Raw genomic sequence first — 16,701 nt, 5'->3', positions numbered from 1 at the left:
GGGTGATGTAGAGCGTCTGGTCTTCCACACCAGTATCAAAATTCGTGGTGAGGTCAGCGGTCGGCACATCATTGACCGGATCGAAAGTCGCACCAATGGTACGTTGAATGGACGCGCCCTCTTGGTCAGTGATGGACAAGTTAAACTGCACATCACCGTTGAAGTTTTCAACGGGCTCAATGACATACTGTTCGTTCACAGCATCGTATGTGATGCTCTGGATATTCGGGTTCGTTGTAGTGAGATCAAGAATGACGTTCTGTCCGTCTTCCACATCATCGATATTCAGGCTTGAAATAAGATCAGCACGGGTGATGTAGAGTGTCTGATCTTCTACGCCAGTATCAAAGGTCGTGGTGAGGTCAGCGGTCGGTACATCATTGACCGGATCGAAGGTCGCACCAATGGTACGTTGAATAGACGCACCTTCTTGGTCTGTGATGGATAAATTGAACTGCACATCGCCATTGAAGTTTTCAACGGGTTCAATGACATACTGCTCGTTCACAGCATCATAGGTGATACTCTGGATATTCGGATTCGCTGTAGTCAGGTCAAGGATGACGTTCTGTCCGTCTTCCACATCATCGATATTCAGGCTTGAAATAAGATCAGCACGGGTGATGTAGAGCGTCTGATCTTCTACGCCTGTATCAAAATCAGCAGTCAGATTGGCTGTAGGAATATCGTTAACAGGGTCAAAATTCGCATTAATCGCACGATACGTGGTTGCGCCGTCTTGATCCTCAATTGACAGGCGTAATGTAACGTCACCGTTAAAGTTTTCTTTAGGAATGATTGTAAATTCTTCAGAATTTTGATCGTAAGTAATACTTTTGATGTTAGAGTTCGTTGCAGCAATATCTAATAAAACATTCTGCCCATCTTCAACATCTTGTATGTCCAGATCGTTTAATAATTCTGCTCTGGTTATGACAAGCGCCTGATCTTCTATACCGTCGTCGTAGGAAGCAGTATCAAGAGCTTCTGGAGCGTCGTTCACAGGAGTTACGTTGAGTGTAACTGTCGCTGGGTCGGATGTAAGCTGAGGGCTGCCGTCATCGATGACTTGATAGGTGAACGATGCTTCGCCTTTGTAATCTTCTGCAGGAGTGAAAACTATGTTGCCGTCAGTGTCGGTACCAATTTTACCTACGCCGGAAATTTCGTTTGTGTAGGTAATACCATTTTCTGTTACAGGTGGGATTATATCCGTTCCTGTCATGTCTACACCATTGACGGTAGCACGTAATTCAAGAGAATCATTAACAAGCGCAAGTGTAGTGCCTTGATCAGGGTCAGTCGCCTCACTAAGCAGCAAGTCAGTATCAATTGTGAGTGAATTATCTTCTGCTGTGACAAGAGGATTGTGTACTAATGTGTTAGGTGATCCACCATTATTGCCAATTACTTCAAAGTCAGACCATGTGCCACCATCAGGTCGAACGGAGTCTTCTACGCGCAGGACGTATCTGCCTCCCTGATCCCAGTAGATAATCTCAATGTCGTGGTACCCTTCAGTTAGTTCTCCAATGTTGACAGTCGTTGTTCCGGGAGCTCTGTCATTATAAAAACTGGCGACAACTTCACCGTCAATTTTTAGTTGGAAACCATCATCAGAGTATACACGTATACGATGCTCTCCTCCTTCAAAGAAGGCACTTCCTTCAAGTTTTATGATACCTCTGTCTGCATATGTGTCAAAGTTGTCATCCGGTCGGGTGTCAACAAGTTGAGAACCGCTGCCAGCTATAAAGTTGCTGAGCTCATCGAATGTATCAAGAGTTCCTCTTTGGAGGCCAAAGTCAAGCTGTCCTGCGATAAATGCAGCATCAGCAGGAGTATCTGAATTACTTATATGCGCTTCTACGTAGTCAAAAGCATTTCTGTGCGTCCAACGGATGCCCGGAGGTAAATCAGTTTGATTATCGAAAGCATAGAAATTGGCTCGTAAACCGATGTTGGCATCGACGGTTGATGTGTATGAAAAATCTGCTGCATCAGGGCGTTCGTTAACATTTGTGACATTAAGTGTGTAGTCGCTTTCACTTGTGTTTCCAGCCTGATCGGTGGTTTTAATGGTGATGGTTCGCCCATCTCCCAGGTTTTCTTGTTCAAAGTTCATTACACCGGCGTTGATGCCAGCTTCCGTAACCGAGAGTTCGCCATCTGGCGTTAGCGTAAACCAGCCTTCATCGTTGCCACCTATAATTTCGAAAGTGACATTAGGCTCTCCTGCGTCTAGCTGCTCAACAAAAAGTCCTAGACTTGGATCAAATGGAACATCCTGACTTATTTCTGGAAGTGCTTCGTTAATAGTCACCAAATCAGGATTTGTTTGGTCGAGAGTATAGCTAAATGTTTGCGGAGCGGAAGTGTTACCCGCAGCGTCTGTTAACGTTGCGACAACTGTGTACGTACCATCTGGTAATGAATCCATATCGAAGGTGAATTCACCATTTACTAACGTCGTTTGTGTTGGTGTCGGAATGCTGTTTCCTGACTCGTCAACTACCGTGAAAGATAACGTGGAGTCAGCCTCTCCGGTAAAGGTTAAGTGCCCGTCATTTGTGTAGTCGTCATTGTCGAATCTTGAATCGACTTGAAGATCAATGTTAGGTGCATCAGGAGGAATTGTATCAACAAGTATTGTTGCTGTAGAGGTTCCGCCTTCGTTGCCGGCTGGGTCAAATGCTCTTGCATTGACAGTAAGTTCAAATTCGCCAGTCGCTTCAACTTCAAGATTTACACCGTTGGTAACTTGTTGAGTTGTAAGAACAGTGGCTACCGTTTGGTCAATCCCGTTAATATCATTGTAGGTAACAACTAAAGTATCCCCCGCACGTGCTCCATCCGGTACGCGTACATTTACTGTCGTTGTAGGGGTGCCGTCGCCCGTTACTTCCTCAGCGTTGATATAGGCAGGGATATCGTCCTGATTATCTGTAAAGGTTATGTCCGGCGTTACAGGTGTAGTTAAATCAATTTCAATTGATAATGGTGGCGTTGGGTCAGAGGTATTACCACTGTCATCTGTAGACGTGGCTGTAATATCGTAGAGCCCTTCTTCGAGAGTTGGGGCTTGAAACTCCCAGTTTCCATTATCATCGGTTGTCGTTGTACCAATAGGACTTCCGTTAGCAAAAATGGTGATAACGGAACCAGCTTCAGAGGTTCCAGTAAAAACTGGGGCAGCTATGTTCGTCAGATTGTCATTACTAAACGTTCCTGAATCCGAGGGCGTTGTAAGGTCTACCGGCCCAATTTCAGGAGCCGTCACGTCAAAGGCTTGCTGGTCAGGGAGGTCAGACCCACTACTATCGATTGGAGTTGTTAACGCATCACCTTCCAGTGTAAGGTTGTCTATCCCCTCAAGAGTACTGCCAAACCCTTCTTCATACCCCTGTTGACCACTTGTTAAGGACTTTTCTCCTCCTGCCGCGGTTTCAATATCAGCAACATTTATTAAGAAATCCGCCATGGAAACAACAAGCCCGTTAACAGAAACGTTAACATCGCCATCAAGCTCTGCAAAACCTTTAAACGTGTACCCTCCCCCATTTTTAAAGGTGAGAATCAAGTCACCGTCTTCAGAAAGTTCATACTGAACAAGTTTAGGATTAAAATCGAACGTGAGTGTATCACCTGGCGTAATTTCTATATCACGAGTTATACCAGCTTCCGGTACAGATAATGTAATATTTTGAGTTGTTGTGTTATCTGCCATAACAGCCCCCCTTTAGTAATATTTAACGAGGTGAATACAATACCAAATGGAATTGTTTACTCCCTCTTCATCTACTAATTGCTTTTATGATCAGTAAAAAAATAAAATGAAGACTCAAAACTAGCTATGATTTCTGTTGAATGGAAAAATTGTAGTTAGGTGTATTATTACTATAACAAAATAGATTGAACAACCTTGTTTGTTTAATTTATGTATAGATTCAGTATGAGGTTACAAAACAAAATGTGTTTACTTTACGAGATATTGTAAGTGTGCGCTGACTGTCGTTCTTTTTCTTTTAACCATTACTAAATAGATTTATTAAGGTAAGTCTGTTTATAACTAATGAATCGGCTAGTGATGATGTCAATCAGTGTTGCTTTGTATGAGGCATGAAGAGGTGAGAGTTGTATGGAACTTGATATAGAATTGTTGAAATGCTTTGAGGCTGTTGTTGATCAAAACGGTTTTACACAAGCAGGTAATCACCTTGGATTAAGCCAGTCCGCAGTGAGCCAGAGAATTCAGCGTCTAGAAGAACGAACGAATAAGAAACTTTTTTCTAAGGCTATTCGTGGGATAGAACTAAGCCCTGATGGTGAGATTTTATTAAGTTTTGCAAGACGAATTCTTGCCCTGCATAATGAAGCTGTTCAGTGGATACAGCAGCCAGATATGAAAGGGAATTTACGGGTGGGATTTGTTGATTATTTTGGGCCAGATCTACTACCTCAAATAGTCAGAAAATTTTCTAAGACCTACCCTAATATTCATTTAGAACTACACGCTGGTTTGGGCATGCATCTTACCCCAATCTATGAAGAAGGGAAGCTAGATATACTTTTAGCTGGAGAAGGGGCAGGAAGAAATGGTGAGAAAGTGATGTCTGATGCGGTTGTTTGGGTATTCAAGAGTGGACATGGGTTGGAAAAATATTTTTCTACGGACTGCACAGAGGCCATGCCGCTTGTGACGCTTCCGCAGCCATGCATTTTTAGAGCAATGGCTATTGCAGCATTGGATACTCTTGGAAAGCCTTGGGACTTGGTATTCACTGGTACAGGAGTTCCAAGCATTTTAGCCGCAGTACACGCTGGGCTTGGTGCAACTGCATTGCCACTTTCAGCGGTTACAAAGGATCTAACGATCTTGCCAGAAGGTCATCCCTTGGCAACTCTGCCAGAGTTTTCAACTTATTTGTACCATAATCAAAACATATCGTCTGAATTGATTTCCGGCATAACACAGTACTTTAAAGACGAGTTAGGAGAGCGACAGTAGGAGCTACTACTGCCGCTCATGGATATGGCTAGATCTCGGTGATAATAGACTGTTGTGGCAATCTAGATTTTGGTGTGTTGGCATTAAAATCATCGTCAGCACCATATCCGAGGGAGACGATCACCGTGGGAACAAATCCTTTTTTATCAAGTGCGAGAGCCTCTGTAAGGTATTCATAGTCGAACCCTTCCATTGGACACGCTTGAAGCCCAAGATGTTCTGCTCCGACAAGCAGGTTACCCAAGGCGATAAAGGTTTGTTTCTCCATCCAATGCTGAGCATCGTTAAGTGTGTCGCGATGTTTCAGCATAAAGAATTCACGCCCTTTTCTGTTCATTTCCTTCACTTCATTGTTTGGGAAACGTCCATCTTTTTCCTCTTGCAACAATACTGTGTCTGTATAGTCCGTATCAACGGTACTTTTGGTACACAAAACAACTACTGCTGAGGCATCTGTGATTTTTCCGGCATTAAACTCATAGAAGCCTCGTGCGGATTCTGCAATACGCTCCTTACTCTCTTCGCTTGTTGCGATGACAAAATGCCAAGGTTGAGAGTTGGTGGATGAAGGAGAAAGCTGCAGAATTCTTTTTATGTCTTCTATTGTTTTTGAAGGAATAGATATATTGGGAGTGAATTTCTTTGCAGTGTATCTGGATTCTAATTTTTCAATGTACGTAGTCATAGTTTGTCTCCTATGTAAAAATCGTTTTCGTAAGTGTAATCTGCCCTAAGTTTTGAAATAAGAGAAATTACAATGCATAATTGCTACTATTAGGCACGCTAATCCTTATTACATTTACGATTTGACGCAGCTTTTTTATAGGAGTATCGCCAACACATGTACGTTTTATTCCCTTCTTACATTCTCCCTATCCAAGTCGGCTGCTTTGTGCCACGCCGCATAAAAAGGGCTGTTTGACCCCAATACTCATTTAATTGTCGGGTCTATACACATGCACTTTTTTCAGGATTTCATCCTGTTTTTATGGAGATTAAAAATGAAGAATCCATTTTCCTCACCTTATGAGGGGTATGAAATATGCCAACACCTTACTAACAAGAATATTGTGGTAGGTCGTCATAGTTATTACTCAGGCTATTACCACGGTAAGCATTTTGAAGAAAATGTTCGCTATCTTTCTCCTGAAAGAGACGATGTCGACAAATTGATTATCGGAAGATTTTGTTCGATAGGGTCTGGAGCTGTCTTTGTGATGGCTGGTAATCAGGGGCATCGTGCTGACTGGCACAGTACCTATCCTTTTCATTACATGAGCTTTTTTTCGGAAGCTCCTGACGGGTATTTACCAAAGGGGGATACGGTTGTTGGTAATGATGTTTGGATCGGTAGTGAAGCTATGGTGTTGCCGGGAGTGCATATTGGACATGGAGCAATAATCGCTGCCCGTGCGGTTGTGACAAGAGATGTTCCTCCGTATACTATTGTGGGAGGAAATCCCGCAAAAGTTATTCGAGAACGCTTTAGCTCTCAGAAAATAGCTGAGCTCCTAGCCATGGCATGGTGGGATTGGGATGATGAAAAAATCCGAGAGAATCTTTCGATGCTATGTAATGAGAATCTTGCAGCAAAATAGAAAGTAAATGAAAGCCCCGTCAATTGGCGGGGCTTTCTTAGTTCACGTCATTTTAAGGAATAGTTAAAGCTATACTTTAACTATTCTAAAGTTAGAAGCATTCAAGTGAAGGAAAAGTTTCTGTTCAGATTAATCCTTACATGCAATCTGTCAGAATGATAAAGATAGGTTGAGAGTATTTATTGCTTTGGTTTTTGTGAGGATGAAAAAAGTCATGTGAGAGGACAACAATGCCTATTCGAATAAAAATTCTGTTGATTCTGCTCTTAACAACCATCCCCCCTATTTTGTTCCTGCGTTACAACAGTATGCAGTCTATGAACACACTTGCAGAAAAAGTAGAAACTCGAACTGAAAAAATCCTTCTCACAAACATCAACACATCTCTTCTTCGGATTGTTGAAGACCATGCGCGGCTTTTGAAACGTGAAAGGCAATTAATAGATGCTGCGTTGGATATACTTGTAAATGACACAACTCAAGTACTTGAAACATCTACTCCACCGACTCCACGTATACCGGCTGAAGCTGAAGAACTTACTCCCACTGAAGGCGAAACGTATTACAAAACAAGTGCGGAGAATAACGGCATGTGTATGTCTTCTCCTTCTGTCAAAACAAAAGAAAGTCTACGACTGCTTATTCCGACTGTTCAGGATTTTGCCAATCGCTATCCAGACCTGATTCTTTGGCAGCAGGTTCGCCTGACGGATTCTTCGCAGATGTTTTTTCCGACTAGGCGTGCTGAAGCAACGAAACAACAGTGTTTATTCGGTGAACTTTCTCCTCCGAGTACTTCTCGTGGGGCACATTGGTCACAACTCATGCATGATCCGTTATATGATAACTCTATTTTTACTGCTTCTCAAAATATTTATAAAAATGATGTAAGAATTGGCACAGTTACTATAGCCGTGCCGGTAGGTGTGTTGTTACGTGATCCAGGACATTTAGCGAGCCTATCTCCAAATGTAACTTCTTATCTTGTTTACATTAATTCAGAGGATGGCGAACTTGTCACAGTTGCTACGCGAATTCCAGGAGAAAAAGAAGGAAAGTGGTTTGCGTCGCCGGAAAAAGACATCAACTTAGATAAAGAGGCTGCAACTGAGGTTACAAGCAATATTTTGCTTGGTACTCCGAATCTGATGAGCACCTCCATAGATGGTGTTGAAAAAATTGTAGCCTATGCCCCTCTAGGCATTGGTGGAACAGCGCTTATGATAAGTGTTCCACGAATTGACATTGTTCAAGATGCTACAAAAGAAACTGATGTGATTCGAGAGATATTTACGCGGCAAATGAACACTTCTCACCTATTGTTAAGTGCGACAGTATTGTTGTTGGGCTGCATGGCTGTAATACTTTCTATTTCTTTGAGTAAAAGCATCCACAAATTGGTTCAGGCGGTGCGTGAAGTCAGTGCCGGAAACTTTTCAATACGTGTACCTAATGTTGGTAAGGACGAAATAGGTGAATTGGGAAAAGCCATAAATGAAATGGTTCCAAGTTTAGAGGAAAACGTGCAAATAAAGAGTTCACTTCAGTTGGCAAGCGAAGTTCAACGCAGCTTGCTTCCTAAAGAAATTCCAAGTCCTCCACGCTATGATCTGGCAGGAGCCAGTTACTATTGTGCTGAAACCGGTGGCGACTATTTCGATTTTATTTCGTGCGCGTCTGGTAGCGCCTCTCATTTAGTTATGGCAGTGGGAGACGTTGTTGGACATGGAATTCCTGCTGCACTACTCATGGCAACAGCACGAGCATACCTAAGATCCTGTGCCAATAATGATTTCAATTTGTCAGAAATTACACGAAAAACAAACGAGCTTGTTGTTTGTGATACGTACGGAACCGGCCAATTTATGACGCTTTTTTTGGCATCACTGGATACTTTCACGAACACTCTTTCATGGACACGCGCCGGTCACGATTCTGCGATGGTTTATCGTAGGTCAGAGTCTACCTTTATTGAGTTTAAAGGCATTGGAAGTACGGCACTGGGTGTTACCTATGCTTCTCGATATCAGGAGAATATTGAACGGTTACGTGCTGGGGATATTGTTGTGATTGCAACTGATGGAATTTGGGAGGCTCGCTCGCCAGAGGGTAATATGTTTGGAAAAGAGTTAATGAAAACCGTCATTCGAAACAACGCTAACCTGTCTTCTAAAAAGCTTATCGAAAAGCTGTATGTAACTGCTCTTGAATTTACCCGCACAACAGAACTTGAAGATGACTTTACCTGTATAGTTATAAAATATGAGGGTAAGAACTAGCGGTTATTGTAAGGTAAATTTATTCACCCCTACCTTTTCCTATTATTTTAGACGATTAAATCGTTGCGTAATCAAGATTGGTGTTTTTTCTACAAACTTTCCTTGACACTACCTACAATTCAAACGTAGATGCTTTTCTTGTTGATAACGGATTTCAATTTCACATCAAGCTGTGTTGATAAAGAGCTCCGTGCAAAATTTTAGCTAGCCACTGAGATAATGCCTGAGAGTTCTGTTTGAACAAACACAGTTTTTTCTACGCAGTATGTTGAAAATGAAATTCATATTCAAACAAGTCTGTTGTTTTTTTACGTGAATTAAGAAGGTAAATTTTAATGAACCGCTTCATTGTATTAGCTATTGCTGCTTGCATGATTCTTGGCACCGTTGCAGGTGCTTCTGCTGCTGAATTTAAGGCTTCTGGTTCCATGTGGGCTGGATACGATTACCTTAGCGTTGATGAGTCTGGTGACGACGTCAACAACTTCATCCAGCGAATGGACACACAGATCGATATCATCGCTTCTGAAAATCTTTCCGGTACTGTTCTCTTCCGTATTGAGCAGACATGGGGACACGCAGATGATAACGTAGGCGCCGGTTCCGGTGGTGCTCTTGGTGCAGATGGTGTAAACGTGAGCACCCTTCGTGCTTACATGGATTTCACCATTCCATCTACTGCTGTAAAAGTACGCGCTGGTATTCAGGGACTTGGCCTTCCAGGTGCAGTTACTGCTTCAGGCGTACTTGATAACGACGTTGCAGCAATCGTTGCTTCCTACCCGTACGAGAATGTGAACTTCACAGCATTCTTTGCTCGCCCTTACGATACTGATGTAGACGCAAATGACCCATCCATTGATGACGCAACCATGGATCTTTTCGGTGCAATTCTCGCTGCAGATCTTGGTAAAGCTTCTTTATCTCCATATGTTATGTATGCAAACGTAACTGATGATGTGGATGCAGACGGCGTGATCTTTGAAGACAACCTCTTCTGGACAGGTATTTCTGTTGAAGCGGCACCTGTTGAAAACGTAGCTCTCGCATTCGATGCCGTATATGGTAAAGAGAATGGTAAAGATGGCGGCTTTGCTCTCGCAGGTAAAGCTTCCTACGCAACCGACATGGTCGTTCCTTCTCTTATCGGTTGGTACGCTTCCGGTAATGATGATGACGGTGAAGGCCGTATGCCAAGCATTGATGACGACGATTTTACCATGACTACCCTTATTGGTGCAGGTGCTATGGGTCCTGATACAGATAACGTATTCGGTAGCGCACTTGGTAAATGGGGTATTGGTCTTCAGTTGGAAGAAATTACTTTTGTTGAAAAACTCAGCCACACTGTGCGTATCACATACGTTCAGGGTACAAACGAAAATTCTGATAGCATCTCCAGCTGGGGTGAAGACGATCGTGCAACAGAAATCGACGTATCCTCTGTATACAGCATTTACGACAACCTCGATCTTCTCGTAGACTTTGCTTACGCTGTAACAGATTTCGATGGTGGTGCCGCGAAAGATGTAGACAACGTGTTTAAAGCTGCTGCTCTTCTCCAGTACAATTTCTAGCACATAATATCGTAAAAAGACGACAGACACATTTAAAGAGCCACTTAGCCAGTGGCTCTTTTTTTGTATCTAATAAACAGAACTTACTAAAAAGTAGCTGTTTAATATATCCAGCAGAATTAACGATAACGGTTTGTTTTTCAATATATACTGGAGAAGGTTAGCCCAAAATATATACTAAAATGATTACTACGGTCACCAACGTAACCAACTGTGTTTGCTTCTACAGTACTGAACACAGCTCGTTTTCATTGAAACAGTGCGGAGGGCTTAATGGGCAAATATATTTTAAAATTTTCTCCGGTACTTGTTGCAGTTATTATGGCTGCTTCTCCGACGCCATCAGGACTTTCCCCCGAGGGATGGTATTTCTTAAGCATTTTTATCGGGGTAATAGTCGGCTTGATTATTGAACCAGTTCCCGCAGCGTTGGTAGGACTTTTAGGTGTATCGATTGTTGCAGCACTTGGTTTAGTTGACTCCAGCCCTTCAGCAAGTAGGAATTGGGCACTTTCAGGGTTTTCCAATGGTGTAATCTGGCTGATCTTTTCAGCGTTTATGTTTGCGCTTGGCTATAAAAAAACAGGACTAGGACGACGCATTAGCCTGATTTTGATTAAACATCTTGGAAAAAGTACATTAGGACTTGGATATGCAATCGCTTTTTCTGACGCTCTACTGGCTCCATTTATGCCATCCAACACTGCTCGAAGCGCTGGGACTATCTACCCTATCGTGAGTAACATCCCTTTGATGTTCAACTCTACTCCAGATAATGAACCAAGGAAAATAGGTTCCTACCTTACATGGGTTGCAATTGCGGCAACCTGCGTCACGAGTTCGATGTTTTTAACTGCCTTGGCTCCTAATCTGCTTGCAGTTGATCTTATTGCACAAACAACTGGGATTCAAATTGCATGGGGTGATTGGGCGAAGGTTATGATTCCAGCTATGCTGCCTTTGTTTATTCTCACGCCGTGGCTTGCCTATGTAATCTACCCTCCTACACAAAAGACATCGCCTGAAGCTCCTGTATGGGCATCTAAAGAACTTGATAAGTTGGGCTCCATTACTCGCAAAGAGCTTATGATGCTTGGTTATGCTATCTTAGCACTCATTTTTTGGATTTTTGGTAAAGAATTAGGCGTAAACAGCACTGTTGCGGCAATATTGGTTCTGTCTTTCATGGTACTAAGTGACATTATCACCTGGGATGATGTCATAAGTAATAAGAGTGCTTGGAATGTTTTAATTTGGTTTGCGACATTAGTTGCAATGGCCTCAGGTCTTGGGAAGACAGGCGTTTTGGAATGGATCGGAACACTTGCTTCAGGACACTTACAAGGAATGCAGCCAGCGCCGGTGGCACTTCTTCTTGTCTTGATGTTTTTTGTTTTGCACTACTTCTTTGCAAGTACAACAGCACATACAACTGCCTTAATGCCGCTATTTATGGTCACAGCATCTGCATTACTTCCTGTTGAAATGCTTCCGAGCATTGCACTTATGCTTGCTGGTAGCCTTGGGCTTATGGGTATCATTACTCCTTATGCAACAGGTCCTTCACCAATCTGGTATGGCTCCGGTTTTATCAGTCAGGCTCGATGGTGGTTCCTTGGGCTCGTTTTTGGCGGTTTATATCTTGCCGTCATGTTAATCCTTACCTCACTCTACGTTTAAGTCGGATATAAAAAAATCGAAGCAGGCTTGTCGCAAGACAGGTCTGCTTTTTTATGATCTTTGTTTTATCCTAAAGATGAGAATGCAAATAAAGTGATAACATCTAAATAGTTGTATACCTTATTTGCATTCATAATGTATGGTAAAAGAATGTAGGTAACGATAAGAAAGTAGTTTGTTCTGAAAGTATTATTGAGGGCATAACATGCAGATTTTTAAAAAGTTATCGATGCGAAGTAAGATATTTATTACCTTCATTATGTTGGTATTAGTATTGTTTGGTTCAATTTACCTCGCAATGCCGCATGTAAAAAGTACTTTTGAAAATACGTTAAAAAAAGAAATTGAGTCCAACACGGTTCTTGCCAGTATTTTATTCGATCGACTTTTAGATGAGTCTGTAGATCAATATCTCAAAGGCGTTGTAGAGACTGGCGCAAAACTGGCTCAGACATATTACAACGATTATACGATGAGAAAGATGTCGTTGGGAGATGCTCAGAGGATGGCTCGAAGTGTTATTGATGAAAATCTTATAGGTGATATTGCATATGCATTTATTATAGATGAAGAAAATTGTTGTGATATTAAAGAAATTGTTATGGCTGCGCCTAACAAAGATACGTTATCGTCAGATTTTGTTGAGCAAATTATTGCTCAAAAGAACGGTGTATTACGTATCGATAAGGGAACAAGTTGTGATTCAGCATACTTATCATACTTCCGCCCTTGGAAATGGATCATTGCAGCAGTACCTTTTGAGAAAAAAACGCATTCAATAGTTAGTTTGACTAACTTTAGAGACCGAATCGAAAATGATCAGCTTAGTCCTGCTAAAGGAAGCTATATTACTATTTTTGAATTAGATGGATACATCTTATACCACCCTTTCTTGGCTAATAAAAATGCACTGACGCTTAAGGATCCAAAGACAAAGCGTTTTTTTATCCAAGACTTAGTTGATAAGGTAAAAGCGAACGGTGTTGATAGCGTTCAAAAAGGTTGGTTTACGTACCATTTTGTTAAAAGAGAAGACAAGTCAGAATACGGTGATAAGCTGTTTTACTATGTGTACGACCCTGCGAATAAATGGTTTGTTGTAACAGTATTGAACAAAGAAGATATGCTGATACCATACCATCACCTTTTAGTTGATTTACAGCTGGTTGCTGTTCTGGCGTTAATCACAGTTGTACTGCTTGCTTTCCTTTCATCGAATCATCTTATTTCACGAATTGACGCTCTTAAAAAAGCTGCGCGTAAGCTTTCGGAAAATGATTATGACTTTGAACTGAAAAAACGCTCAGATGACGAAATTGGCGAACTTGAAGATGCTTTTAATGAAGCAAGCACTAAAATTCAGTCTCTTACAAATAGCCAGAGAGCGTTGAATGAAAATCTGGAAAAAATTGTTGAAGAGAGAACAGACGCCTTGCACTTAGCCTTACAGGAGGCACAAGGTGCTACGGAAGCAAAATCAGAGTTTCTCGCGAATATGAGCCATGAGATCAGGACGCCTATTAACGCTATTACAGGGCTCACCTACCTTATGCAGCAGCAGGATGCCCCGCCGCAACAGAAACGATATATAACCAAAATTGAGACCGCAGCACATTCCTTGCTTGGAATTATTAATGATATTCTGGACTTTTCAAAGATTGAAGCTGGAAAGCTCGATTTAGAGAACACCTCTTTCTATCTTCATGATGTTATGGAGAAGGTTTCTACAATCGTTGGAATGAAGGCATCTGAAAAAGGTCTCGATTTCATAATCAGTTATGAACCGAACGTCCCTATGACATACATGGGAGACCCTCTTCGCCTTGCCCAAGTTATTACTAACCTTGTGAATAATGCCATAAAATTTACAGAGAAAGGTGAGGTTGGGGTCTATATTTCACGAGAGCGAAGACATCTGCTTCGCTTTGAAGTTCGAGACACCGGCATAGGGTTATCCGAAGAAGAGATCTCCAAGCTGTTTAAATCATTTTCACAGGCAGATACCAGCACAACACGCAAGTATGGCGGTACAGGGCTTGGGTTAGCTATTTCTAAGCAACTTGTCCAAATGATGGGCGGGTATATATGGGTTCAGAGTACAAAAGGGAAAGGCGCCTCCTTCTTCTTTACTGTTACGCTTAAAGAAGTGTCATCGCGAAATAACGATCACATTCTCTTTACAAACAAACGGGTACTTATTGTTGATGACAGTCCTTCTTGGCAGTCTTCACTTTCCAACCTGCTTTCTGTCTATAATTTTGAAATTGATGTCGTCGGTAGTGGTGAAGAAGCGGTTGCTAAAGTCAAGAATAGCGCTCCCTATGACCTCGTTTTGATGGATTGGAATCTTCCCGGAGCCAATGGCGTTGAGACTTCGCATATGTTGAAGCACATGCTCCCTTCTGAGGCTCGCTCTATCATAATGGTTTCTTCATATGATGAAGAATATTTTAAGCGTGAAGCGGAAAGGGAAGGAATCTTAACGTTCCTTCATAAGCCAGTGAATCCTTCAGAATTATATAATCTGGTGATGTCTTATTTCGGAAGTGAAGTTAAAAACCATATTGATACAAAAGTTGAAAAAATTTCACTTAAAGAAGAGCTGACCACTAGGAAAGGAAGCCGGCTCCTTTTGGTTGAAGATAATGAAGTAAACCGCGATATCATTAAAGACATGCTTGCCCATTCAGGTATTTTGATTGATGAGGCTCATAATGGTTTGGAGGCCGTTGAGAAGGTCGAAAAAGCTCCTGAAAAATACGAATTAGTCCTGATGGATATTCAGATGCCTGTAATGGATGGGTATACGGCTACTCGTAGGATTCGAGAAATAACCCCTGTGTTACCTATTGTAGCGCTTACAGCAAACGCAATGGCTGCGGATATAGCGCGTTCTAAAGAAGCAGGAATGAACGGCCATTTGAATAAGCCGATAAATGTCGAAGAGTTTTTCACCACTTTGCTTCAATACCTCACACCAAAAGTTAAAGATCGAGCCGAGATTCCTACAGAAGAAGTTTTGCAGCCTCCGGTAATGTTTAAGTTCTCAACAATAGATGCTGAGGCTGGCTTGAAGTATATGAATGGGGATATGGCTCTTTATCACAAAATTCTTCGGAATTTTTTATCTACTTATGAAGATGCAAATGAGTCACTACGCAAGCTCTTGGTTGAAAATAAAAAAGAGGCAAAACGGTTACTTCATACTTTAAAAGGATTAAGCGCCAGCATAGGTGCAACCGATTTGCATTTGATAACGAAAGAGTTGGAAGTCAGTTTTGACAACTCGTTGCTTAACTCTTTTGGCGATGAACTTGATAAGGTGCTTAAAGATATAAAAGAGTGTCCGGAGCTTGCTCAGCAAAATGACAAGCAGTCTGACCTTCCTTTACTCGAAGGTAATATTCGCAAAAATCTTTGGCGTTCCCTTTACGAAGCAATCAAAAGTAAGCGTCCAAAAAATATTAAGGGGGTACTAGAGAAGTTTACTCCATACGCATTGAGCAAAGAAGACAGTGAGAAATTAGCAGAAGTTCGGGGGCTTCTTGATAAATTTAAATATAATGATGCACTGAATCTTTTAGGAGAAAGTGATGAGTGATGGAATTCAGCAGTCAACAATTCTTGTCGTCGATGATTCAGAGTCCAATATAGAAATGGTTCTGGCGATTTTAGACAATTATGATGTTATTCCCGCCACATCTGGCAAGGATGCTTTGGAGCTTGTGGAATCTGAGCATATAGATCTTATTCTGCTGGATATCCTTATGCCGGAGATGAATGGTTTTGAAGTTTGTAAAAAATTAAAAGAAACTGAAAATACCAAAGACATACCGGTAATATTTCTTACTGCTCAAAAAGATGAGGACAGTATTGAAGCTGCGTACCTTACAGGGGGGGTAGACTACGTTACTAAGCCTTTTAAACCTGTTGAACTTCTTGCACGTGTTAAAGTGCATCTTGAGCTACAGCATCTTATTCATAAGTTAGAATATTTGGCGACACGGGATAGTCTTACAGGGATTTACAACCGTCGTAAATTTTTCGAACTCGCTGAAAAGATGTTCTCAACATATGATGAAAATTTGTACGCGATTATGCTTGATATAGACTTCTTTAAACGAGTGAATGATGAACATGGACATGATGCAGGCGATACTGTCCTTAGAAAAACAACAGAGATTATTTCCAATCTGTTACCGTCTACATCAGTTTTCGGGAGGCTTGGCGGTGAAGAGTTTGCAGTTATTCTTACCGCTTCTGCCGATGAGAAGGTTATCCATCTTTTAGATAAAATTGTTTCCACATATGCGAACACTAAAATTGCGATTAGTCCTAAGCAAGAGATTCAGTGTACCCTTAGTTGTGGCATGAGCCCCAGATATCGTTACACGGATTCGATAGACGAGTTGTTGAAAGAAGCCGATGCGGCTTTATATGAAGCTAAACAAACTGGAAGAAACAGGCGGGTAATTCGAGCAGAGCGCCGTTAGTTTAGTCCTGACATTTCATAATAAACGAGCCTGCATTTCTGTTTAAAGATGCAGGCTCGTTTTCTT

The 16,701-nt window shown here is 41.7% G+C and carries 9 protein-coding genes; 7 read left to right on the top strand and 2 right to left on the bottom strand.

Annotated elements, in window-relative coordinates; translation table 11 throughout:
* A partial coding sequence (locus QZY95_RS04160; RefSeq protein ID WP_290919664.1) for a tandem-95 repeat protein occupies window positions 1-3,727 on the bottom strand: 3,727 nt, incomplete at its 3' end.
* A gap of 411 nt (window positions 3,728-4,138) precedes the next feature.
* Here QZY95_RS04160 and QZY95_RS04155 point away from each other — a divergent pair.
* Window positions 4,139-5,008 carry a LysR family transcriptional regulator gene (locus QZY95_RS04155; protein WP_290919662.1) on the top strand — a complete coding sequence of 290 codons (870 nt, stop codon included), beginning with the start codon at window positions 4,139-4,141 and terminating at the stop codon, window positions 5,006-5,008.
* 28 nt (window positions 5,009-5,036) lie between these two features.
* Here QZY95_RS04155 and nfsB read toward each other — a convergent pair whose 3' ends face one another.
* On the bottom strand, window positions 5,037-5,693 hold the full coding sequence (gene nfsB / locus QZY95_RS04150; RefSeq protein WP_290919660.1) for an oxygen-insensitive NAD(P)H nitroreductase: 657 nt from the start codon (window positions 5,691-5,693) through the stop codon (window positions 5,037-5,039).
* 316 nt (window positions 5,694-6,009) lie between these two features.
* Between nfsB and QZY95_RS04145 the strand changes: the two genes are divergently transcribed.
* The 6 genes from QZY95_RS04145 (at window position 6,010) to QZY95_RS04120 (ending at window position 16,635) form a co-directional block, all read left to right on the top strand.
* Entirely contained in the window at window positions 6,010-6,606 is a 597-nt protein-coding gene (locus QZY95_RS04145; RefSeq protein ID WP_290919658.1) for a CatB-related O-acetyltransferase, read from the top strand.
* A gap of 230 nt (window positions 6,607-6,836) precedes the next feature.
* Window positions 6,837-8,885 (top strand): SpoIIE family protein phosphatase, encoded by a 2,049-nt coding sequence (locus QZY95_RS04140; protein WP_290919656.1) that lies wholly within the window; start codon window positions 6,837-6,839, stop codon window positions 8,883-8,885.
* Window positions 8,886-9,220: 335 nt separating this feature from the next.
* Window positions 9,221-10,462 (top strand): outer membrane homotrimeric porin, encoded by a 1,242-nt coding sequence (locus tag QZY95_RS04135; protein ID WP_290919654.1) that lies wholly within the window; start codon window positions 9,221-9,223, stop codon window positions 10,460-10,462.
* A gap of 273 nt (window positions 10,463-10,735) precedes the next feature.
* A complete protein-coding gene (locus tag QZY95_RS04130; protein WP_290919652.1) occupies window positions 10,736-12,142 on the top strand; it encodes a DASS family sodium-coupled anion symporter in 1,407 nt (468 codons plus the stop codon).
* Between the two features lie 205 nt (window positions 12,143-12,347).
* Entirely contained in the window at window positions 12,348-15,743 is a 3,396-nt protein-coding gene (locus QZY95_RS04125) for a response regulator (RefSeq protein WP_290919650.1), read from the top strand.
* Window positions 15,736-16,635 (top strand): diguanylate cyclase, encoded by a 900-nt coding sequence (locus tag QZY95_RS04120; protein ID WP_290919648.1) that lies wholly within the window; start codon window positions 15,736-15,738, stop codon window positions 16,633-16,635. The genes QZY95_RS04125 and QZY95_RS04120 overlap by 8 nt, the downstream gene beginning before the upstream one ends.
* The last annotated feature ends 66 nt before the right edge of the window (window positions 16,636-16,701 follow it).

The sequence above is a fragment of the Halodesulfovibrio sp. genome, assembly GCF_015482765.1.
GTDB lineage: Bacteria > Desulfobacterota > Desulfovibrionia > Desulfovibrionales > Desulfovibrionaceae > Halodesulfovibrio.
The sequence above is the reverse complement of the archived record's forward strand: the minus strand, read 5'-3'. Positions and strand labels throughout refer to the sequence as shown.